Source organism: Lewinella sp. LCG006 (assembly GCF_040784935.1).
Taxonomy (GTDB): Bacteria; Bacteroidota; Bacteroidia; order Chitinophagales; family Saprospiraceae; genus Lewinella.
In genome coordinates this window covers 2,990,128-3,013,942 of sequence record NZ_CP160680.1, presented here as the reverse complement: position 1 = coordinate 3,013,942, position 23,815 = coordinate 2,990,128, and the positions used below count along the sequence as shown (strand labels likewise).

Below are 23,815 nucleotides of genomic sequence, written 5' to 3'. Positions count from 1 at the left end.
GCCCGCCCTTAGGCAGCTAAAGGTTTATCAAAAAGGTAAAAAGTGTAAAAAAAGGTAAAAATGATTTGGGGGTGTTCCTCCGATTTATCGGAAGAACACTCCCGCGAACACCGTGAGCACAACCGTGAGCGAAGCTAACACTAACGCAAGCGAAGCGCGGATTCTATCACCACCACCGCCCTGTCCCAGCTATACAATTGCACCCTCTGCTGGCCTTTTTCAATCAAAGTATTGCGCAAATCTTCGCTTTCGTACAAACGCTTCATCCCCTCTGCCATGGCAGAAACATCAGTGGGATCCACCAACAGGGCAGCATCTCCGGCAACCTCTGGCAGGGAAGAAACCGATGAAGTCAGCACCGGCACCTGGGCTTGCATCGCCTCTAATAGTGGTACGCCAAAACCTTCGAAGAGGGAAATGTAAGTGAGGGCGAGCGCGCTGGCCACCAGGCGTGGGAGTTCTTCATCGCTGACGTAGCCCAGAAACTGAATATCTTTTTTTACCGGAGAGTTTTCGTAGGCAGCTTTAATCTCACTCGTTTGCCAAGCGAACCGGCCTGCAATAAGTAATTTTAGTGGTGACGATGTTTGTTGTTTAAACAAAGCGAAGGCTTCCAATAGCCGTACTATATTTTTTCTAGGATGGAGCGCACCCAGGTAAAAAAAATAATCTTCTCCCTCTGCGTATGTCTCTTTTACCTTTTCCTTTTCCGAGGCCAGCAGTGGCTGAAAAGTTGGAGAGGGTGCATTGCAGGCAACAGCTATTTTTTCCAGCGGTATTTGGTAATGTTGATGAATATCCTGGCGGCAAAACTCAGAAACGGTCACTACTTTTTCAGCACGGCTTAAATAACGAGGAACATATTTGTCGTAATAACGAAGGGCCCAAGCAGGAACCTGATCCGGGTAATGAACATGCGCAATATCGTGGCTTACCATTACTGTCGGCACCTTACTGCGCAGTGAACAATAACCATCCATACTCAAAAAAGCGTCTGCCTTATACCATTTCAGTGCCGCGGGAATGGTCCATTCAAACCACAGGTACCACAGCCACCCTCGCCGGGCAGGCGGAGGTAACACAATCGGCTTCACATTATCTGCATAGACGAATTCATCACCGTACGGGCGATCAAAAAGGAAGAGAAATTCATGTTGCGGATGCCGCTCAACGAGGCGTCGGGCGACTTCATGCGTGAAACGCCCAATGCCCTCCAGGCGACCAGTCAATAGCAAGCGAGTATTTACAGCAATACGCATGCCGCGAAGATAGGGGTTTTGGATCGGTAATTCTCGTGTTCCTGTATGGCAAAAGTCGTAGAGAGATGCTGGGCGATTGCATCACCCCTTGAGGTAGAGGGTACTTGGTATAATGTCGAATTTAGGGTTATAAAACTCTGAGTAGGAACGACGATCACCGAAGGTAATCCCTAACCCTATACTTAGTACTGTGAGATTTCTCTCTACCTAAAATACCGCTCTAGCCGGGTGAGAAAATCCTGGCGCCGAGTGGAAGAAACGGCCAGGCTGGCGCCACCCTCCAGAATGACGTAGCCGCCTTTGCCCCGTACATAGCGATCCAGGTAATCAATATTGATAAGGTAAGAACGGTGTATTCTCAAAAACTGATAGGGAGCAGCGAGGCGATCCTGCATATCCTGAAGTGTCCGACAGACAAGAAGACGTTCTCCATCTTTAAAATGAAGGAAGGTGTAATTGCCGGCAGCTTCGAGGTAACAGATATTTTTGATGGGTTCAAACCGAAGCCCATCCGTAATAGGGAGGGCTATTTTGGGGTTATTCATGGTTGGCACCAGCACACGTGATGCCTTGGTTAAGGTGGGTTGTTGTCCGGAGATAGCAGTCATAATAGTAGTAATTAATTCTCCTGCATATTAGGCCAATTGCCAAGACGAAACAAACCGAAATCAAGCCAAAAGTCAGGTTTCTATTTTTTAAAGAAATACGGATTTGTCTGGGTTCTTACTTCAATATTCCTTAAATTGATGGCCATGTGATCTGCTTTCAACCGACTTCCAAAAAATGTCAAAAACACCCTCCAAACGCTTGTTTGCGTTGATCAAATCGTTGTCTGGCCCTGAAAAGCGCTACTTCAAAGTGGTCAATCGCGCTGATAGTGGCAGCAAATACTGGTTGCTGTTCCATGCCATTGAAGCCCAGGAAGTATTTGATGACGAACTTCTACAGCAGGAAGTTTATGGCAAAGCTCCTGTACAAAGCCGTAAATATTCAGAATTAAAGGCCTACCTCTATGACTTGCTCCTGAAAAGCCTACAGCAGTACGACGAACAAACTTCGATCGACTACCAGCTCAAGCACTTGCTCATGGGCGTGCGTTCGCTGCACCGACGGTGGTTGTTTGATGATTGTAAATACTTATTAAAACGCGCCAAAAAAATCGCTTTAAAATACGAACGCTTCAGCGTGATATTGGAAGTATTGGACTGGGAAAAGCAACTGGCGTACGCTGGCGGAGACGTCGACTTTCTCAATACCAACCTTACAACGCTTCAGCAGGAAGAGGAAAGTTGTTTGGCCAAGATGGCCAATATCAAAATTTACCAGGGCTTGTTCTATCGCCTGTACCTGATGGTACAAAAGAATACGGTACGCTCCCAGACCGGCAAGCAGGAAGTAGAAACCTTGGCCCAACATCCGCTGTTGGCCGCAGAAAATCAGTGCCTCTCCTTCCGGGCAAAAATTCTATTCTATCGCATTCATTCCATTCTCCACTACCAGTTCCGGGAAACCGAAGCGTTTTACAACTCATGCAAAGCATTGATTGAACTGATGGAAAGTTCGCCTGCCATTCTGAAAGAAGACAGCACCCAGTACATTGCGGCTTTGAGCAATTTTGCGGCCAGTTGTGGCTACCGGGGTGCTTACGAAGAGATGAGAAGTGTTTTAGAGAAATTACGCAAAGTCAAACCACAAACCATTGATGATCAGCTAAAAATACATCGCCAGTACTACAACAACTACTTTGGCTTGTGTATCAATACGGGTAGTTTCGAAGAAGGTCTTAAGGTGCTAAAACGTCATTTACAGGATGTCAAAAAAATAGACAATTCCCTCTTTGAACATCGCAGTTTTTATTTCCAATACTTTTACATCTACTTTGGCGTAGAAGACTATGGTCAAGCCCTCAACTACCTCAACGAGTGGTTGAATCTACCGCGCAGTGTCGACCAGCAAGACCTACAACATCTTGCCCGACTGCTGAATCTCGTCGTACATTTTGAAATGGGAAATACCATTTTGCTTACTTCCTTACTGCGCTCCACACAACGCAATCTTCAGAAGAAAGGCAGGTACAACACTTTTGAGCAGCTGCTCATTCAATGTTTGAAACAAGCCAATCAATTGCCTGCTTACCGCGAACAACAAAAGGTATTTAAAGATTATCTGGAAAAACTGGCTGTACAAACACTCACCGCCCGGGATCGAGCGACCCTGCGTTTCTTTGATTTTGAAAGCTGGCTGGAGGCCAAAGCTTCTCGTACCCTATTCTCAGAAGTGGTTAAAAGAAAAATAAGCCACACTTAAGGCATAATATCCTGTAGCCCACCACCACTTACAGATGAAGAAGGATTGCTTGGACTACTGCCCAACAAACCTTTGATTTGCTTTCCATCCTGCATCCGAATAATGATTTCATCCCAACGCACAGATAAGGAGCTATTAATGGTACCAGGCATTTCGCGGTAGCCACCTTTCACTTGCTTCAACTCCTCATTGCTGAGTGCTTTTGGTTGCTTTTTGTTGGTGTTGTGTCGCTTTTGGTTCATAAGAAGTGTGTTTAATGACGGAGGTAAAATGAAGTCTATTTCACTTTTATGAAAGTACCACGATTTCCTGGTTCAAACAAACCTAATTTCGGGAAAAGTCAGGTTGCTAAAAAGAAAATACAACAAGTATACATTAGTAATTTGACGGTAATAACTGATTCCATTTTTTTCAGCGATTCGCGAATATTTTCACGCAAGCTCCTTTTAGTTGCTTGCTTAGAAAATTTTAGCGAATCAAAAATGGAATCAGTTATTTTTGTTCCGTCACTTAGACAAATTAATCTCTACATTTGCTTGCACAATTTGGGGCTTTGATTTATATTATATATCTCCACTGTTTCTAATTGTAAAAACCATACCCACAAACGAGCGTGGTATTGGTGACTTTTCTCGCTACAACATTCTAACACTGCATTTATGGTCTTAAAGACCCCTTATGGTAACAACCGTAAGGGCTAAAAATCGACTACCTCATTCTTTTGAAAAATCAATTTTATGAAGAGAATTTTACTATTGACAACACTTTTTTTTATGAGCTTACTTTTTGAGATTAATGCTCAGGTATCGTACAACTATGGCTGGGAGCCAACATCACCTAGCTTAGGTGGATGGTCAACATCAGGAGCATCAGGTGCTAGGTTCACAGGAAGTACAGTGTGTAGCGGAAGTGCTAGTGTACGAGCAAATTTATATGGTAGTTTTCCTTCCTGGACTTTCACTTCTCCTTCCCTTGGAACATCACAAGGAGGATTGACAACCATGACTTTTAACTACAAAGTGGCAAACTGGTCAGCCAATACAACTGGTACACCTGCAACATCTTTTAGCATCAACGTTCAATGGGCAACTTCTTCTGCTGGTCCTTGGAATAGCTTAGGAGAGATCAATAGCAGCAATCATGTAGTTGCAGGTACTTGTGCAGCTGGACCAGGCACTTATACCTTTACTCCTAACTCTGGCGATAATGTATTTGTTAGATTTGTGGGAGCAAGAACCGCCGGAGATTTTTACATGAATTTTGATGATGTGGTAGTTAATGAGGCTCTACCTCCTTGCGCCTTACCAACTCCTGGCAACACCATCGCTTCGGCAACTGCCGTATGTTCAGGCGTGTCGTTCAATTTGTCATTACAGAATGCAACCCCTGGTACAGGTGTGAGCTACCAGTGGCAATCCTCTCCCGATAACAGTACCTGGACAAATATAGGTAGTGCTACCAGTGCCACCTTAAGCACTTCTCAGACCGCCGATACCTATTACCGTTGTAATGTTACATGTTCTGGAGAGGGGACAACACCATCCAATGCCGTTCAAGTGACGATGGATGCACCTGCCAACTGTTATTGTACGGGCACACACGCTACTGGTGGTGCTTCGGACAATATAGCAGGTGTCGTGCTGGGAAGCTTGTCTAATACAGGTACAGCAAATAATAATTATACCTACTACAGTGCTTTAACCGTACCGGATTTAATACAAGGAGCTACTGCTACGGTAGCTGTCACTTTTGGTTCTGATGGCACCCAATACTATGCGGTTTATATAGATTGGAACCAGGATGGCGACTTTTATGATACGAATGAAACGATCGTGCAAGTTACGTCTGGCAACCAAGCAGGAGGCAGCGCTACCAGGAATATAAGTATTCCTGTACCAGTGGGGGCTACCCTTGGACAAACCAGGATGCGGGTAAGAGGAGGAGATGATAGCCCGATTACTGATCCATGCGTGTTCACAAATAGTAGCTACGGAGAAACGGAAGATTATCGCGTCAATGTTATAGCACCAGTAGCGTGTACAGGCACGCCAGAGGCGGGAACAATTAGCGGAACACTGATCCGCGAAACCTGTATCGGTGCTGCACCAAGCCCTGCAACCATCACCGCCACAGGAGCCGACAACGCAACTATTGACGTTTTATACCAATGGGAAGAGTCAATTGACAGTGGGTCTTCCTGGGGAAATGTGACCGGCGGTTCAGGTGCGACGTCGGCCATTTATACACCACCAGTATATGCAGGAACGCCTATTCAGTACCGCTTAAAAGTAACATGTACAGCGAGCGGGCTTTTTGACGTGTCAGATGTAGTGGCGGAGATCACCAATAAGACTCCTCCAACGGTACAAGCTTCAGCCATCACGACTTCAAGCGTAGGATTTACCACAGCCACTGTAACATGGGCATCAGGAAACGGTGGAAGAAGATATGTCGTTATCAATACGACTAATTCCTTTACCAATCCCACAGGGACTGGCGATGTGACAGTAGCTGGGACTGTTTACACCGGAAGCGGGGAGCAAATCGTATATGATGGTACAGGTTCTTCCGTAAGTATATCTGGGCTTAGCAACACCACTACCTACTATGTACGCGTGTATGAATATACACGATGTGCAGGTACCCCAAACTATAACTACTACCAGGTAAGTACAGCTACGAATAACCCCGGCACTTTTACTACATTGACACCACCCGATTGCCCCGGTGACCTTGGTGTGGGAACAGTCACCATCAGTAGCCTACCTTATATTGCTACTGGACAGACGAACTGTGGCAATGGCAATAACCTTACTTCTGCTAATGCTACGGTTTGTGGTAGTGGCAATTATTATGGTGGTGAAGATAAGACCTATATTTTCACAGCCCCAACTTCAGGGGGGTATACCATTTCACTTTCTACGTCTTCCTCTTACACAGGCTTGATGCTGTATGAAGGTTGTCCCTTTGCGGGAAGAGGAGGAACATGTGTAACCTTTTCACAAAGTAGTGGCGGGAATAAAACTTTGACACCTACATTAACTGCTGGATTAACGTACTATCTGGTAGTCGACAGTTGGCCTAGCCCTAGCTGCCATCCTTCTTACAATATTAGTATTATTCCTCCCATTACCTGCCCTGCAACCTCAACGCCAACCGTTTCAGCGGTGACCGGTACTGACGCAACTTTAAGCTGGACAGAAAACGGCAGTGCAACGCATTGGGACATCTACTATGCTACAACTAACACACCACCTGTACTGGCTACAATACCAATTATCAATGACCACACCCCTGGTACTACTTATACATTGACGAATTTAATGGGGAGTACGACTTACTATGCCTGGGTAAGGGCCGATTGTGCTATGGACAATACGGACGTCAGCACATGGGCCGGCCCCGTAATATTTACGACAAGCTGTGCCTTGCCAGCGCCAGGCAACACTATCGCTTCTACTACTACCGTATGTTCAGGCGTGTCGTTCAATTTGTCATTACAGAATGCTACCCCTGGTACAGGTGTGAGCTACCAGTGGCAATCCTCTCCCGACAACAGCACCTGGACAAATATAGGTAGTGCCACCAGTGCCACTTTAAGCACTTCGCAGACAGCCGCTACCTATTACCGTTGTAATGTTACTTGCTCTGGAGAAGGGACAACACCTTCCAATGCCGTTCAGGTGACAATGGATACGCCTACCAACTGCTATTGTACAGTATCATATACCAGTGGTGTGGAGCCCATCACGCTGGTTAATTTTGCTAATATCAATAACTCATCTTCTGCTGCACTTGGATCTGGTGGTTCTTTGGAAGATTATACGGCAATCGTTGGCACGGTGTATCAAAACTCATCTTATACCATTAGGCTGAAGGGAAACACGGATGGTAGTTTTACCAATTATTTCCGTGTGTTTATTGATTTCAATCAAGATGGTATTTGGGGTGCTGGCGAATCATTTAACTGTGGCACAATTGTAAGTTCTACAGGTGTTGATGCTAAAGAAACAACAGCTATTATTGCCATTCCTGCTACCGCATTGACCGGAAACACCCGGATGCGTGTCACTAAACTATACAACGCTTACCAAACTACAGCTTGTAGTGGTGGGAGCTATGGACAATCGGAGGATTATACACTGGATATCAACGAACTGGCCTGCGGTGAAAATTCCGTCTACCTCGAAACCGCCAACGGCACCTACACCCTCGACGATCCCTGTGATGATGGTAACGGTTGGACTTACTACAGCGACCCTAACCAAGCTGGCAACTACATGTTCGCGATCCAATGGGATCCCAACAATACTGGAGCAAATGTAGCAGCTAAAGCAAATGCAACTGTAAGCGTTAACGTTCAAGGCATGATCTCAGCCACCAATGGCTCCATTTCTGCCTCCTATGGTATGGGGCGCTATTGGAACGTAAACTTGAATGGCTCGTCAATGAATGGTCTAGTAAACGTTAAATTTTTCTATGATCCTCTAGAAAAAACAGCGGTAGAAACGGCCTCAGCAGCTTTTTCTACGACCAACGGTGTCCCCAATAATGGCTTCTCCTGGTTTAAAACCCAAAGTACAGCGTTTACCCCAGGAGATATTACAGCTGGTGATTTCCAATCGAGCATGGTGCTTTTAACGGAAGATGGATCAGGCGTCGAAAACGGTGTTACCTACGTTCAGTCCAACGATATTTCTTCTTTCTCCGGTGGTACGGGCGCTACGGGTGCAGGTGCAGGTTTCCTTCCTGTTGAGTTGATGGCTTTCCGCGGTAATGTTATGGATGCAGGTAACAAACTATCCTGGGAAACGGCAACCGAACAGAATGCCGCCCGCTTTGTCATCGAACGCTCAGCGGATGGCCATGCTCGCTGGCTAGATTTGGGCAGTGTAGCAGCGACTGGCAATGCTCAAGTGACGCAACAGTACAGCTTTATGGATGACAAGCCATTGGTGAGTGCCTACTATCGTTTGCGGATGATTGATCAGGACAATAGTTTTTCTTATAGCCCGATCATTCAGCTACAGCGGAGCAACAAAGACGCTACCATAACAGTATTCCCGGTTCCTGCACAGGACGAAATTCAGGTGAGTTTCTTTCTGACACAAACAGGGCCAGTTACCCTGAGCTTATTTGATCTAACCGGCAAGCTGGTAAGTAAAACAAGTTCGAATTTTACTGTGGGGCAACAAAAAGAAAGGCTGGATGTCAGCACCTTGGCAAGTGGGGTCTATCTATTGAATGTAGAGATCGACGGGCAGCGATACGTTGAACGTGTGATAAAGCAGTAAAAGCCTTTACAACATTCTATACCTCTTCAACCCGGATTTTACCCATGCGTAGAATCCGGGTTGTTGTTTTAACGTGAGGCTTGAGTCTAATCACCTCATTATTAGCAATCTGAGTACTTCACCGCGAAGCAGCAGCGCTAGCTACCGCGAAGCAGCCACGAAGTAAAACCTCACCGTATATGGTACGATGTACATGGTACTTGGTATAATGTCGAATCTGGGGGTTGTAAAACTCTGAGGAGGAACGACGATCACCGAAGGTAATCCCTATACCCTGTACTAAGTACCTAATACTGTGAGGCAAAGCCTCACTTACCCATTGCTAAAATCGATCTCCGTATTGTCACCAATATTCAAACTCTGGCGCAAGCCCGTGATCGAGGTGTCATTACCGACTACCGAACGCTGGAGGATGACCTCTTTGATACTGGTGTAGTTGCCGATAATAGATTCCTTGAGGATGGCATTGTTGATCATCACATTGGAGCCTACCGTCACATGGGGGCCAATGATGCTGTTGGAGATACGGCAATCCTTACCAATACTGACCGGGTGAATGATGATGGAGTTATCGAGGTTGGGGATATCTTCGGAGGCAAAACCTTCGCGGTCCAGAAAGATGGCATTGGTCTCGAGTAGCACCTCACGTTGGCCACAGTCGAACCAATTATCAACAGGATAAATTTCGAAGTGCACATCCTTTTCCAACATCCGCATCAGGGCATCCGTCAGGGGAAATTGCTCATTGGTTTTTATATCCCTGCTGATGTTGAATGACAATGCATCAATCAACAGTGGTACTTCCTTAATTTTATAGATACCCACCATAGCCAGATCAGATCTGGGGATTTTGGGTTTCTCTACCAGCCGATTTACTTTATTATCTCCTTTCAGCTCCACCACCCCAAACTGCCGAGGGTCGGCGACCTTCTTAACAGCTAGACAGGAGTGTTCGTTATGAACAATTTCTTCAATCTTGGCGTCGATAATGACATCACCGAAAAAGATGATGATCTCGTCTGCATCAGCAAAATGTTCGCGAGCAACCCACAAGGCATGCCCCGAGCCCAGGCGATCCATCTGGGTAACAAAGGTGGCTTTTAAATCCGGATATTTTTCCTGGATATAGGTTTCAATCTTCTCCCCAAGGTAACCGACAATAAAGACAAATTCTTCGACGCCAGCGCCCAACAATTGGTCTACAATAAAAGAAATAATAGGCTTCCCAGCCACCGGAATCAGCGGTTTGGGTTGGGTATAAGTGAGAGGCCTCAGCCGTTTTCCTGCTCCCGCAACGGGAATGACAGCTTTCATAAGGGAACAGATTAAATATTTAGTCAGCTAGCAAGGTAAGCATTATTGCTTTAGAATAAGAGAAATAGAACGCAAGAATCCGCAGCAACACTAAGTATTAGAGCTAAAATAAGGTGCGCCAATTTGTTTTAAGGTTTAGTAAAAAAAGAACACAACCTCCATATTGTCGGTTGCTTATCTTTTTTTACTAAACCCAAATTGGATCATCTTATTTTTATACGCTCACTAACCAACAAACGAACAATCTATCCCCACAACTACCCAACGTTCCCCATCAGGGGCCTCGTAGCGGGCTATTTCTACAAAGCCCACTTTTTCGTGCGCACGCATGGAACGGGTGTTACGTTCTGATATTTCAGTGAGAATAAGGTCAAAATGGGGTGACATTCGCTCTTGCATTTTCCGATAAAGCCCCAGAAAAACGCCTTGGCCACGATAATCCTTGGCCACACAGACCTGCCCCATCAAGATATATCGAAAGTTGGTGACCGGCTGCCCCGCCCATTTTAGTTGCTGGATTCTTTCGAAGAAAGGAACCAACACGGGGATGCGCGTCTTCACTTCTTCCGTCATTGAAAGGGCAAAACCGACGACCTCCTCACCTACTTTCGCAACGGTATGCGGATAGGGACTATTCATATCCTGCAGTAGATCTAAATCGTGCACTACCGTCAGAAAACCTTGTTCTAATGCCTCTTGAGGACTGATACTTCCCGGCAAATTGACCACCTGCAAGGCCAGTATTTTCTTGAGGTCTTCCTCGGTTTTTGCAAAAGTGTAGTCGATCATAAGACTAGAACATTTTAGCCTGCCCATTTTCGTCTAAGTCAAACTCTATGCTATCTCCAGCAGAAAGTTTATCATTCCCCATTTCTTCCTCTTCTTCCTCCTCCTCTTCGTCCTTCACTTTTTTAGGCTTGGCTTTAGGAAGTGGCGGCCCCTGGGTATCCAGCATTTTTTTAGCAATATTGATCTTTACCTCTTCCAATTTATTGCCGACGGCTTTCCAGCCTTTAACATCAATAAATTCGGCCAGGTCCACCGTTTTGTCTTCCTTGCCTTCTTTCGTACGAATGCTGTAAGGAAGTACCGGATGCTGAGCAGCAGTAGCATAAAACAGCTTCGACTGGTTGTGCTCCGTGATGTAAAGGAAACGCTGACCTATGGTGGAGGTCTCTACTTTAAAGCGTTTGGCGACCGTCCATTTGCGTTCTCCTTCGTAGTAAACGGCACTGATGACCATGTCTTCGTGGTATTTACCCAGGAAGAACAAATCTTTGGGTTCGAAGCGCTTGTTGATATCAAGCTCCATCAATTCGTACGAGCCATCCGTATAAAGGGCCAACAGTTGGTCGCCCGTATCGAATGCTCCGAGGTAAAGCCCACGCTCATCGCTATTGAGCCTGCCGCTCACGTCGTCCATCCACATTTTCATGGCTCCAAGCGTCGACTTACCTACCTCTTTGAGCGTGATTTTACGCACGCCGTAGCGGGTCATGATATTGCCCTTCGAGCCACGTCCTTTGATATCAATTTCACCAAAATCAACGTCAAAGTTTTTGATTCTGGCCTTGGCGTTTTGCGTAAGCTGTACATTGATGACCTCGGCTTCGCCATTAGGATTGGCACTGAAGTAGAGGACTTTATTGAGCTTGTGACCCGTCGTGAGGTCATATTCACGGTCGCGAGTGATGGCCGTTACATTGAAACGCTTGATCATGGAACGTCCGGTTTTCGCATCAATATAAACCATGTTATAGGTTGTGCGATCATCTCCTTTTTTCCAGACGTCGACGTGGATCAGGTCTTTGCCAACAAAGGTTTTATCGTCGATTCGGGTAACCATAAACTTACCGTCGCGGCGGAATACGATGACATCATCAATGTCCGAACAATCGGTGATGAAGGTATCTTTTTTGAGGCCCATCCCTACGAATCCTTCCTTCAGATCGGCGTATAACTTGGCGTTGTTGACCACCACCTGCGTAGGTTGTACCTTGTCGAAAGTGGTAATTTCTGTTTTACGGCTTTGGTCTTTACCGTACTTCGCCAGCAGGTGTTCAAAAAAGGCAATGGCGTATTCGGTCAGGTGTTCCAAATCGTATTTGACCTGCTTGAGTTCCTCTTCTAGTTTGGCGATGATTTCATCCGCTTTGAAAGTATTGAACTTGGAAATACGCTTGATTTTGATTTCCGTCAGGCGCACAATATCGTCTTCCGAAATGTCGCGAATCAAGAGCAGACGATCGTCACTGGCGCTGACCTTCTCACCAGGTACACGCACGTATTTGCGTAAGCCTTTGTCGATAATTTCCAGTACAGCCTCCCAGGTTTCCGCCTCTTCGATATCGCGGTAGACGCGCTTCTCGATGAAGATTTTTTCCAAACTGGCAAAGTGTAGCTTTTCCTCCAGTTCCTTTTGGCGAATTTCCAGCTCTCTGCGCAGTAAACCCTTGGTGTTTTCGGTAGAGATATAGAGCATCTCTTCCACCGTCAGAAAGTGGGGTTTATCGTCGATAATGACACATGCATTAGGGGAAATCGACAGCTCACAGTAGCTAAACGCATAAAGTGCATCGATGGTCAGATCAGGTGAAACACCTGGTGCCAATTCAATCGCTATTTCCACGTCAGCAGCCGTATTGTCTACAACCTTTTTGATCTTTATTTTCCCCTTCTCATTGGCTTTGATGATACTATCAATCAGCGAAGTGGTGGTTATCCCAAAAGGTAATTCGCGGATAACCAGGTTGTTTTTATCTACTTTTTCAATGCGGCAGCGCACCTTCACTTTGCCGCCCCGTTTACCGCCTTGGTAGTCGGTAACGTCAATCATACCGCCGGTATCAAAATCGGGATAAATTTTCACACGCTTGCCCTCCAAAATCTTGATCGAGGCCTTGATCAGCTCGTTGAAATTGTGAGGTAAGATTTTGGTACTCAAACCTACCGCAATCCCCTCGGCTCCCTGGCTAAGCACCAAGGGAAACTTAACGGGCAGGTGGACTGGTTCTTTTTTACGACCATCGTAAGAAAGCTGCCATTCGGTGGTTTGTGGATTGAAGACCACCTCCAGCGCAAACTTGGTCAGGCGCGCTTCTATATAACGAGATGCGGCTGCCCGGTCGCCCGTGCGCGAGTCACCCCAGTTCCCTTGCGGATCAATGAGTAGGTCTTTTTGCCCCAGGTTCACGAGTGCATCACCGATGGCTGCATCACCGTGGGGGTGGTACTGCATGGTTTGGCCAATGATGTTGGCCACCTTGTGGTAACGGCCATCATCCATCTGCTTCATCGCGTGCAGGATGCGGCGCTGTACGGGCTTAAGACCATCAAGAACCGCTGGCACCGCCCGCTCAAGAATTACATAGCTGGCATAATCCAGAAAGTAATCCTGATACATTCCTTTTAGGGTAACGATATTGTCTTCATCACCCCCTGGTCTACGTTCGTCGTGGTTGGGGTCCTGCGTTTGGCTCATGCAATTATTTTAGATACGCTGACATTTCAATTTATCCTTCAAATCTCGGAAGATGGTCTAAAAGACCCAGGGAGAACTGATGAAATGCTTAAAAAACTCGAAGATAAATATTCTCTACAAAAGTACGAAAATCTTGTTTTTAAAACAAAAGAATTTATCATCAATAAAAAATAAACTATTTTGATAAAATCATCTCACCCTACCACCCAATTTGTAGCGCTCTCCCTCAAATCAAAGCTTGATCATAGCCTAAGCATTATCCTGTCCTCCCCTCGGGAGGTGTCCGACAGGACGGAGGGGGATAACCGTATCTACTAGCGAATACGCTCATTATCAATAGCCCACCTCCGCCCAAACGGAGGACGAAGCTGGCTTCGAGTTGAGCTCTTCGAAGTGGCAGCTCAAAAATTCATGACAAATTATTTGACTTATTCGCCGTTGGCCTTGCCTACGTCGGGACCTACGCAGTAAAATTAAGCTAAGGGGTTTTGTAACCTTTCTTTTCATTCCTCCCCTACGAAGCCCGCCGCATCCCCTGCTTCATCCTTTGGCCAATCCGGCCGCGCATGAGTTCTGGATATTGAAAAGCGATTCTTTGCTGCCACTGAGGGAAATAGTCTTCCTTGACGAGCATGTTGGCCGTGCTTTGGGCCAGCTGCTGGGTGATTTCCGGACAATAAGGATACTGCGCCAGGCAATCGACCATAAAAGGTAGCAAATCGGGCATCATCCGCTTGCCTTGGTGGTGAATTTGAAGCCAAACAATGCCTCGCGCCAAAGGTAAATGATAACGCAAAAGTGGACAACAATCAGCCGATACCATGTGCCCACTCCGAGAAGTATGCCTCGCCTGAGTGATGACCGTTTGGAGTACATGCCACCAATCATCGAGGATATTGCGGAGGCTTTGATCGTGCTGGGGCCAATGTGCAAACTTCTTGAACTGGTGCCAATCGTCTACAGGGTGAGAGCTGCAGCCCAATTCATAGATCGCTGGCAGCACTGTGTTTAACTCGGAAGAAGGAAATTGTTTTACATAACTGGAAAGCGCTCGCCCAAAGTTGTCACAGGTCTTGATGCCTGAAAAGCGAATAGCGTACGTTTCGCTTCCTTCCTCTTCGGAGGAATCGTTTTCAAAAAGCTTTTTAAGAAAATTGATCATAGGGAGCAGGTATTTTGCGTCAAGCCGCTGTGTGTTTTCTCAAATCGTTTTCAAAATACGTTATTTTTTTGATTATGTCAACTAAAAAATGTTAAAAATACACAATGTAACTTTATTGATTACAATCAAATAAGAACAAAGCAAATGTCACTTTTCTAGAGAGGGGATGTAGGTATTAACAACATAGTCACATGGTTTCTTTTAGGAATCACTGGGGTTTATATGGTAAAAAAGGAACAGCACGAAAATAAAAAGCGATTTTGTTTTTCATAATAGTTGAATAAGCGCTTCATTTCAAGCCCGTCTGGCCAGCCGGACAGGCGTTTTAACTATTTGAAAAACTTTAGAAAAATCGCAGTTTATTTTCTGCGCAATACAAAGACACAAATCTGCCTTATCTTGGAAACAGAAAATTTACCAGCACATCAAAATAACAACGCCATGCAAAAGCCTTATATTATCACCCTAATGATCGCCCTGGCCTTTGGCCATTGGAGTTGTACCAATAACAATACATCTACAGAGCTTAGTTCCCCTACAGTACCCACCTTCGAAATTACCCTGCCTGGAGAGTTGGCCGACCAAGCGCTGGATGGACGCCTCTTAGTGATGCTCTCTACCGCCGAAGAAGGAGAACCCAGGTTTCAAATTTCCGATGGCCCGGAAACCCAACTGGCCTTTGGAATGGATATAGAAGGCTGGAGGCCTGGCAGCACCATCACTTTTGCACCCGATACTCCTGGCTATCCGCTGGCTGACCTGACAGATATTCCAGCAGGAGATTATCGTGTACAGGTATTGCTCCACAAGTACGAAACTTTTACCCGCAGTGATGGCCACACCGTAAAGCTGCCCATGGATCGCGGCGAGGGCCAACAGTGGAACCTGGCTCCTGGCAATCTTTTGAGTACACCCCAGAAGTTGAGCATTACCGCAGGCAAGACTTACCAACTGGCTTTTGATCAGGCCATTGCCGAGATCACACCTCCAGAAGACACCGAATGGATCAAGCACATCAAAATCCGTTCGGAGCTGCTGAGTGAATTCTGGGGGCGTGACATGTACCTCGGCGCCCACGTACTCCTGCCTAAAGGTTGGGCGGAACACCCCGATGTGAAGTACCCGCTGGCGATCATGCACGGGCATTTTCCTGCCGATTTTGGCGGCTGGCGTACCACCCCTCCGGATACGACTACGCCCTGTGAATACAGCGAACGTTTTAAGCTTGATTGTTACAACCACATCGTAGAACAAGAGCAATACGCTTTTTATCAGTCCTGGACAAGCGATTATTTCCCCCGTGTTTTGGCCATCGAAATTCAGCACGCCAACCCTTATTATGACGATAGCTACGCGGTCAATTCCGAAAACCTGGGGCCTTACGGGGATGCAATCACCAAAGAGTTGATACCCTATATAGAGGAGCAATTTCGCGGCATTGGTGAAGGCTGGGCGCGCTTTCTATACGGCGGATCGACCGGCGGCTGGGAAGCGCTGGCCGCGCAGGTACTCTATCCCGATGATTATGGCACCTGCTACGCTTCCTGTCCGGACCCCATTGATTTCAGGGCTTTTTGTTTGACCAATATCTATGAAGACAAAAACGCTTACTTTCTGGAAAGTAAATACAAGAAGACGGCCGTACCCGCTCACCGTGATTACCTCGGTAATGTGCAGAGTACTATGCCGGAAATGAACCAGCGCGAACTGGTACTAGGCACCCACAGCCGCTCGGGGCAGCAGTTCGACATCTGGGAAGCCGTTTACAGCCCAGTAGGAGAAGACGGTTACCCCCAACGCATCTGGGATAAAGTCACTGGCGAAATCAACCCTAAGGTGGCCGAATTCTGGAAAGAAAACTACGACCTCGCCTACATTATGAAGCGGGATTGGGCAACACTGGGGCCAAAACTCACCGGAAAAATCCACCTCTACTGCGGCGACATGGACAACTACTACCTCAACAATGCGGTGTACCTGGCCGAAGAAATCCTCGAAGAAACCACCGCTCCCTACTACGACGGTGAAGTAGACTACGGCGACCGGGCGGAACACTGCTGGAATGGTGATCACACCCGGCCCAATGCCATCAGTCGCCTACGTTACCACCAGATGTTTATCCCCAAATGGGTGAAGGAAGATTTACCAAAGATTGCGCCACAAGGGGCGGACGTGCGGTCTTGGAGGTATTAGGGCGGTTGGTTAGATGGTTTGTTGGATGGATGGATGGTTGGATGGTGTAAAAATGGTTGATTGTTGTTGGTTGATTGTTGGTTTGTGCGGGGGTGCAAAGACAGTAAAATATCTTGTAAGGAACAAGTGTTCTGCGCCGATATAATTCCCTAACTTTGAGTACTATTACTCACTTCAAAATATCGATATTATGGGCTGGGAAGACGAAGAAGAAGACAACACCATCTACAAAGTCGTGATTAACCACGAAGAGCAGTACTCCATTTGGCCGGCTGACCGAGACAACCCACTCGGTTGGAATAATGTTGGAAAAAGTGGCACAAAACAAGAATGCCTTGACTACATTGAACAGGTTTGGACAGATATGCGGCCTTTGAGTTTGCGGAACAAAATGGAGGAATAAAAAGGGCCGAGTGTAACAACTACACTCGGCCCTTTGCCATCTGTTTGAAGGAATCTCCTAAAGATCCATCAACAGCAAATTAGGATCTTCCAGCAGCTCTTTTACCCGCACGAGGAAGGTCACCGAGGTGCTGCCGTCAATCACGCGGTGATCATAAGACAACGCGAGGTACATCATTGGGCGAATTTTCACTTCTCCGTTGATAGCCATCGGGCGGTTGAAGATGCCGTGCATCCCTAAAATTGCCGACTGAGGTGTATTCAGGATAGGTGTACTTAGCAGCGAACCGAAGACCCCACCATTGGTAATGGCAAAAGTTCCTCCCTGCATTTCTTCCAAAGTCAGCTCACCGTTGCGGGCGCGACCAGCCAGGCGCTTAATTTCGAGTTCGATTTCAGCAAAACTCAGCGACTCTACGTTCTTGATGGGAGGTACTACCAGGCCATTAGGGGTAGAGATGGCGATAGAGATATCGGCATAATCGTGGTATACCAGCTCGTTGTCGTCGATGAAGGCGTTCACGTCAGGTTTTTCCATCAGTGCTTTAGCACAAGCTTTGGCGAACAAGGACATGAAGCCCAATTTTACGCCATACTTCTCCACAAATTTATCTTGTACCTGCTTGCGTAAAGCCATTATATTGGTAAGATCAACCTCATTGAAGGTCGTCAACATAGCCGTTTCATTCTTGGCCTTGGTCAGACGCGTAGCGATGGTGCGCCGCATCCGGCTCATTTTCTTGCGCGACTCCTCGCGGCTAAAATCAGCGCGCGGAGCTGGTGCCGGTGTACTAGCATCAGATGCCGCTTTGGGTGCTGCGGGTGCTGGTGCAGTAGCTTTTTCAGCATCAGCTTTGGTGATTCTGCCGTCGCGACCAGTACCTGAAACGTTTTCAGGGGAGATGTTTTTCTCCGCCAGGATTTTATTTGCGGCGGGGCTGGGATGGCCCTTAGCGTAGGAATTAGAGGCTTCCGCAGGTGCAGGAGCTGCTGCTTTCTTTTCCTCTTTTGCCGCAGGAGCTGCTTCTTCTTTTGCAGGCGCAGCACCGCTATCACCGCCTTCGGGGCTTACACTTGTATCAATACGAGCTACCAGTGCACCGATTTCGAGGTCATCCTCTTCGGCGGCAACGTGGATCAATTTACCAGCAGCTTCCGCTGGAAATTCCAGGGTAGCTTTATCGGATTCGAACTCACAGATGGGTTCGTCAAGTGCAACGTATGCTCCGTCGGCTTTAAGCCATTGAGAGAGGGTTACTTCGGTGATGGACTCCCCAATAACGGGGACTTTCATTTCTACGATACTCATGTGGTGGAAGTCAGTCTAATTAATGCGCAAACTTGCGGCCTTTGGCTGAGAATACAAAATCTAGCCCTGATAAATTTACAGCACTAGGTATCCTGCCCTTATTAACGTTCCGAAGTGCGATTTGGATCGTAAAGATAATAATGAATTACGGGAGGGCTGTCTTTTTTTTGCTCATTGGCAATGTAAAGGTTACCAGCCGCATCAAAACAAAGGCCTTCGGGTTGGCGATGCAGTTCTTTGGGCAACTTATCAATGTGCAAAATTTCTCCCGCATTATTGATCACCAGTAAGAGATTGCCTTTGGAAGAGGTGAGGTAGAAGTTTCCCGTAAGGGGATGAACAGCCAATGCTGCGGGGCTCAAGTCAAAATCCGCTTTTTCTGGATCAAAAATATCACAAAGCTTGTGGTGATCGGGGCCAGGCTTGCATTGCTTCAAATAAGCTCCTACTGCTTCCCGGTCTAGTAGTATCAATGGTTCAGGGGCAAAGGTTTTTGTCGTTAAATCGAAAGCGTAAATGGCTTTGTATCGATTAGGATCCAGCTCTCCTCCTGGTTGTGCTTTGCAAGCTAGCAGAAGTTGGTGCCGTTGTGGCCAATAGCTCAGACCCTCGATATCGTTGTCGCCGGTCAGAAAGCCATTGTATTTTTCTACCGTCTGTTCGTTGGTGCCGGCCTGCGAAACCTCGTAAATCGTTCCTGTATTTTTCACGACATAGATGGTATTGCCCACCTGTTCTATTCCTTCGTAATCCCCTTCTTTCCAGAAAGGGATTTGCTGCACGATCCGCCCATTTGTTTTGTCCAAAACGAAGAGTTCTCCCAACTCATCCTGCACTGCCAACAAGTAATTATCCGTTGGTTCAACAGAAAGACCTGAAATTTCGGCCAACCTTCCATCCAAAGTAAAACTTTGAGCAGGAGTGTTCCAATCATAAGGATCACCATGATTGTGGTGCTCCTGACCGAAGCTGATATTGATGGAAAGATAAAAGACAAAAAGCGTAAAAAAGTACTTGCGGGTCATCTACTCTGGGTATTTTGCAGGAAAGTTTGAGGTTAGCGGCGAACTGTCGCTTAACTTTCAAGCACTTCGTATTAAACGAAAAAAACGATCTATTAGTACGAATTGAATGAGAGAATTAATGTTTGGAAATATAACAATATTCCCACTTTAACGTTTTAAAACGCTAACATTTTAGTGACTTCATACGTTCTATCATCGTCAAACATTTATATATAGTCCTCCAAGGCAGACTATAACATTTTCCCAAGAACAAATTTCTCTTTCTAGCCAGCAAAACATCATGCTTACTATAATAATTATTACACTTATTTATCGCTGGGTAATTACCCGTTTTTTTCGCAATACGCAGTAATAAACCCGTTCTCAGAATTATCTTTGCGCTATGAACCAATGGATAAGCGCAATTCACGAATATTGCCAGCGTCACTCCTCCCCTCCGCCGGCAACACTTCTCGCACTAGAACGAGAAACCAACCTCAAGACCCTGGCCCCCAAAATGCTATCTGGTGCTCTTCAAGGGCGTTTTTTGGCCATGCTGAGCCGTATCATGCAACCTCAACAGATACTTGAAATCGGCACCTTCACCGGCTACGGCGCCCATTGCCTGGCAGAAGGATTACCCGACGGAGGGCATCTGCACACCATTGAAGGTAACCCCGAAATCGTCTATCTTATCCACAAGCACCTCCTGGCAGCAGGCCTGGATAAAAAAGTAACCGTTCATCAAGGCGACGCTAAAGTCATCGTTCCTACGATCCCAGGCAATTTCGACCTGGTTTTCCTCGATGCCAACAAACGGGAGTACGACCATTACTTTGATGCCATCGCTGATCGTATCAACCCAGGTGGTATTATCATGGCCGACAATGTCTTATGGAGTGGCAAAGTGGTAAGTGGAGCGACCGACCAAGACACCCAAACGCTTGACGCCTTCAACAAGAAAGTACTCGCCGACGAGCGATTCCATAATTTGATCCTTCCTTTGCGCGACGGCTTACTGATGGCGCAGCGGAAATGACGCGAAGTGGATCGCATCTTTCTACGCACTTTCATACAATGTCCAGCCTAGTGAATCAGCCAGCAAGTCCTATTACACCCAAGTCGTCGACTTAATGCAACGATACTTACTGGCTGATCCACTAGAACTAAATTTTCCTTCCTAGGAAGTTTGGCTAATTCCAGGAATATCAACTATCTTTCCTTCCTTGTCAAACCCCTTTCGCTATGACCTTTCTTTGTATTTCTTTTTATTTCAAAGGTACCCGCTTTCTGGAAGCCTGCGCTGCTGCCGGAAACACCGTCTACCTGTTGACCAAAAAATCGCTAGAGCACAGCCCCTGGCCAAAAGCATCATTAGCCGACATTTTCTATCTGGAAGATGATGCCAATACGCCAAAGAACTACGAAGAGATGCGTAATGGCGTCGCTTGGCTTTTGCGGGAAAATAAAATTGATCGCATTGTAGCACTGGATGACTTTGATGTTGAAAAAGCAGCTTACTTGCGCGAAGAGTTCCGAATCCCGGGTATGGGACAAACGACTGCTCGCTATTTCCGCGACAAGCTGGCCATGCGTATAAAAGCACGTGATGCGGGTATTCCTGTGCCTCCCTTTTCGGCCTTGTTCAACAACGAAGACATCAACCATTACGCGGCGACGGTAGCACCTCCCTGGGTCGTCAAACCACGCGCGGAAGCCAGTTCCCTGGGCATTAAAAAAGTACATTCCGCGGAAGACCTTTGGAAGGTGGTGAATGAGTTGGGAGAAAAACGAAACAACTACCTCGTAGAGCAATTCCTCCCCGGTGATGTTTACCATGTGGACGTCATCTCCAACGAAGGCGAAATAGCCTTTTGCCAGGTATCTAAATACCTGAACACGCCTTTTGAAGTAGCCCACGGTGGGGGAATTTTTCGCTCCCAAACGGTTCCCTACAAGGGTGTTGAAGACGAAGGTTTGCGCAAACTTACCAGTGAGGTGATGAAAGCTTTCGGTATGAAATTCAGTGCCAGCCATACCGAGTTTATCCGCTCCCACGCGGATGGCCATTTTTACTTTCTGGAGACTTCCTCCCGCGTGGGCGGGGCACACCTTGCCGAAATGGTAGAATACGCCTCCGGCATTAACCTCTGGGCAGAATGGGCCAAATTGGAAACGGCTGTCGCCAAGGAAGAACCTTACCAATTGCCTACGGTACGCAAAGACCACGCTGGTATTCTTATTTCTTTGGCGCGTTATGAGCATCCGGACACGAGTGGTTTTCAAGACCCCGAAATTGTCTGGCGCATCAACAAGCCGCACCACGTTGGTTTTATCGTACAGTCGAGCAGTCGCGAGCGAGTGACTGAACTTTTGGATAGCTACGCCGAGCGGGTTTTCCATGAATTTCACGCCAGTGCGCCACCGCCCGATAAGCCTGCTGATTAAATCTAGTGAGCGTATAAAAATAAGGTGATCCAATTTGGGTTTAGTAAAAAAAGATAAGCAACCGACAAGATGGAGGTTGTGTTCTTTTTCTTACTAAACCTTAAAACAAATTGGCGCACCTTATTTTAGCTCTAATAGCTATTGATGATCTGGGAAATAACCATTCGCGGATTTAAGGCTTTTCTCCGCCTGGAGAAGGCACTATCTCCTCACAGTATTGCGGCTTACGAGCGAGATGTTCGTAAGCTGGTCACCTTTTTGGAATTGCATGGTGACGAAACGCCGCCTCGCAAAATAACCCAGCAACAGCTGGAAAACTTCCTCGAATGGCTCAATGCGCTTGAACTCGGCGTGCGCTCCCAAGCACGGATTCTTTCCGGGATCAAGACCTTTTATACTTATTTGCAAACCGAAGAAATACTGGAAAAAGACCCTACCGAATTGCTTGAAGGTCCGAAATTGGGGCGTTATATCCCTGAAGTGCTTACCTACGAGGAGATCCAGGCGATGTTGTCTACGATTGATTTAAGTACCGACCACGGGTTGCGCAACCGGGCCATGCTGGAAATCCTTTACGCCAGTGGGCTAAGGGTAAGCGAATTGACCCAACTTCCCTTACGACATATCTATTGGGAGATGGGATTTCTGAAAATCATTGGAAAAGGAGACAAGGAACGTCTCGTCCCCGTTGGAGAAGAAGCCCTCAAGCATCTCCGGTTTTACCTGGATGGCGTACGTCGCCACCTCCAGAATATCAAACCCGATGCTCGGCACCTTGTTTTTCTCAACCGCCGGGGAGGCAGCCTTAGCCGCATCATGGTTTTTAATATTGTAAAAAAATGCGCCGAAGAAGCAGGTATCGAAAAAAATGTCAGTCCGCATACCTTTCGCCACTCCTTCGCCACGCATCTTATTGAAGGAGGAGCTGATCTGCGAGCGGTTCAAGATATGCTAGGGCACGAATCAATCCTGACAACTGAAATATATACTCACTTGGACTCCGATTTTTTGCGGGAAACCATCTTGCAGTTTCATCCTCGCAATCGGCCTGTTGATAAATAAAAACAATTTTATGATCAAGAAATATGGATGGCTCATCACCTTGTTGTTAATAGCAGCGTTTTACATTGGCCGCTATTTTTACTTCCAACCCAAGTATACCAATGGCAAACCTGCACCAGCTTTTACGGCCCAGCTTCGCGATGGCAGCGCCTTTGCGCTCAGCGACCTGGCAGGAAAGTATGTTTTACTCGACTTTTGGGGCAGCTGGTGCGGCCCGTGTAGAGCCCAGAACCCTAGTATTGTCGCCTTGTACAATGCTTACCGCGACCGGTCCTTCACGGATGGTGATGGGCTAATCGTCCTTAATATCGGGGTAGAAAAAGACAGCAATCGGTGGGAGCAAGCGATCTTGAGAGATCAACTGAACTGGCCTTACCATATCATGGACCATTCCACCAGTCTGAAGTTTTTCAACGGCACCATTTCCAGCCTGTACGGCATCACCGAAGTTCCTACCTCCTACTTTATTGATCCCAAGGGGCAGATCATCGGGGTAAATATGACTGCCGAACAAATGTCACGTTTACTGGAGCAACGGCTGTCAAAATGACGTACTTACAGGCTTGGCAAAGTAATTGCT

17 protein-coding genes are annotated in these 23,815 nt (G+C 46.7%); 8 read left to right on the top strand and 9 right to left on the bottom strand.

Features of this window, described 5'->3' with window-relative positions:
• Positions 1–140: 140 nt before the first annotated feature.
• Positions 141–1,259: a glycosyltransferase family 4 protein gene (locus AB0L18_RS10720; RefSeq protein ID WP_367392586.1), complete on the bottom strand. Its 1,119-nt coding sequence runs from the start codon at positions 1,257–1,259 to the stop codon at positions 141–143.
• A gap of 203 nt (positions 1,260–1,462) precedes the next feature.
• Complete coding sequence (locus tag AB0L18_RS10715) at positions 1,463–1,867, bottom strand: LytR/AlgR family response regulator transcription factor (RefSeq protein ID WP_367392585.1); 405 nt, start codon at positions 1,865–1,867, stop codon at positions 1,463–1,465.
• A gap of 175 nt (positions 1,868–2,042) precedes the next feature.
• Between AB0L18_RS10715 and AB0L18_RS10710 the strand changes: the two genes are divergently transcribed.
• Positions 2,043–3,566 (top strand): hypothetical protein, encoded by a 1,524-nt coding sequence (locus tag AB0L18_RS10710; protein ID WP_367392584.1) that lies wholly within the window; start codon positions 2,043–2,045, stop codon positions 3,564–3,566.
• Here AB0L18_RS10710 and AB0L18_RS10705 read toward each other — a convergent pair.
• Positions 3,563–3,808 (bottom strand): hypothetical protein, encoded by a 246-nt coding sequence (locus AB0L18_RS10705; protein ID WP_367392583.1) that lies wholly within the window; start codon positions 3,806–3,808, stop codon positions 3,563–3,565. The two genes, AB0L18_RS10710 and AB0L18_RS10705, sit on opposite strands and share 4 nt — an antisense overlap.
• 495 nt (positions 3,809–4,303) lie before the next feature.
• Here AB0L18_RS10705 and AB0L18_RS10700 point away from each other — a divergent pair, with 495 nt between their 5' ends.
• The gene (locus tag AB0L18_RS10700) at positions 4,304–8,860 is read left to right on the top strand and encodes a GEVED domain-containing protein (RefSeq protein WP_367392582.1); all 4,557 of its coding nucleotides are present in this window, start codon (positions 4,304–4,306) and stop codon (positions 8,858–8,860) included.
• A gap of 312 nt (positions 8,861–9,172) precedes the next feature.
• Here AB0L18_RS10700 and AB0L18_RS10695 read toward each other — a convergent pair whose 3' ends face one another.
• The 4 genes from AB0L18_RS10695 to AB0L18_RS10680 form a co-directional block, all read right to left on the bottom strand.
• The gene (locus tag AB0L18_RS10695) at positions 9,173–10,174 is read right to left on the bottom strand and encodes a sugar phosphate nucleotidyltransferase (RefSeq protein ID WP_367392581.1); all 1,002 of its coding nucleotides are present in this window, start codon (positions 10,172–10,174) and stop codon (positions 9,173–9,175) included.
• A 225-nt stretch (positions 10,175–10,399) separates the two neighbouring features.
• Positions 10,400–10,963, bottom strand: coding sequence for an N-acetyltransferase family protein (locus AB0L18_RS10690; protein ID WP_367392580.1), 564 nt, complete (start codon positions 10,961–10,963; stop codon positions 10,400–10,402).
• A 4-nt stretch (positions 10,964–10,967) separates the two neighbouring features.
• Positions 10,968–13,655: a DNA gyrase/topoisomerase IV subunit A gene (locus AB0L18_RS10685; protein WP_367392579.1), complete on the bottom strand. Its 2,688-nt coding sequence runs from the start codon at positions 13,653–13,655 to the stop codon at positions 10,968–10,970.
• Positions 13,656–14,169: 514 nt separating this feature from the next.
• On the bottom strand, positions 14,170–14,817 hold the full coding sequence (locus AB0L18_RS10680; protein ID WP_367392578.1) for a hypothetical protein: 648 nt from the start codon (positions 14,815–14,817) through the stop codon (positions 14,170–14,172).
• A 441-nt stretch (positions 14,818–15,258) separates the two neighbouring features.
• Here AB0L18_RS10680 and AB0L18_RS10675 point away from each other — a divergent pair, with 441 nt between their 5' ends.
• Both AB0L18_RS10675 and AB0L18_RS10670 read left to right on the top strand, forming a co-directional pair.
• Positions 15,259–17,010: an alpha/beta hydrolase-fold protein gene (locus AB0L18_RS10675; protein ID WP_367392577.1), complete on the top strand. Its 1,752-nt coding sequence runs from the start codon at positions 15,259–15,261 to the stop codon at positions 17,008–17,010.
• A gap of 190 nt (positions 17,011–17,200) precedes the next feature.
• Positions 17,201–17,413 (top strand): MbtH family protein, encoded by a 213-nt coding sequence (locus tag AB0L18_RS10670; RefSeq protein WP_367392576.1) that lies wholly within the window; start codon positions 17,201–17,203, stop codon positions 17,411–17,413.
• 57 nt (positions 17,414–17,470) lie between these two features.
• Here the strand turns inward: AB0L18_RS10670 and odhB are convergent, their stop codons facing one another.
• Together odhB and AB0L18_RS10660 are read right to left on the bottom strand one after the other, a co-directional pair.
• Positions 17,471–18,721, bottom strand: a complete 1,251-nt coding sequence (gene odhB, locus AB0L18_RS10665) for a 2-oxoglutarate dehydrogenase complex dihydrolipoyllysine-residue succinyltransferase (protein ID WP_367392575.1) — start codon at positions 18,719–18,721, stop codon at positions 17,471–17,473.
• Positions 18,722–18,822: 101 nt separating this feature from the next.
• Positions 18,823–19,746, bottom strand: coding sequence for an SdiA-regulated domain-containing protein (locus AB0L18_RS10660; RefSeq protein ID WP_367392574.1), 924 nt, complete (start codon positions 19,744–19,746; stop codon positions 18,823–18,825).
• Positions 19,747–20,128: 382 nt separating this feature from the next.
• On the opposite strand from AB0L18_RS10660, the gene AB0L18_RS10655 reads away from it, so the two are divergent.
• The 4 genes from AB0L18_RS10655 (at position 20,129) to AB0L18_RS10640 (ending at position 23,785) form a co-directional block, all read left to right on the top strand.
• Positions 20,129–20,764, top strand: coding sequence for an O-methyltransferase (locus tag AB0L18_RS10655; RefSeq protein WP_367392573.1), 636 nt, complete (start codon positions 20,129–20,131; stop codon positions 20,762–20,764).
• 206 nt (positions 20,765–20,970) lie between these two features.
• Entirely contained in the window at positions 20,971–22,173 is a 1,203-nt protein-coding gene (locus AB0L18_RS10650) for an acetyl-CoA carboxylase biotin carboxylase subunit family protein (RefSeq protein ID WP_367392572.1), read from the top strand.
• A 144-nt stretch (positions 22,174–22,317) separates the two neighbouring features.
• Entirely contained in the window at positions 22,318–23,235 is a 918-nt protein-coding gene (gene xerD / locus AB0L18_RS10645; protein WP_367392571.1) for a site-specific tyrosine recombinase XerD, read from the top strand.
• Positions 23,236–23,245: 10 nt separating this feature from the next.
• Positions 23,246–23,785 carry a TlpA family protein disulfide reductase gene (locus tag AB0L18_RS10640; RefSeq protein ID WP_367392570.1) on the top strand — a complete coding sequence of 180 codons (540 nt, stop codon included), beginning with the start codon at positions 23,246–23,248 and terminating at the stop codon, positions 23,783–23,785.
• Positions 23,786–23,815: the final 30 nt, after the last annotated feature.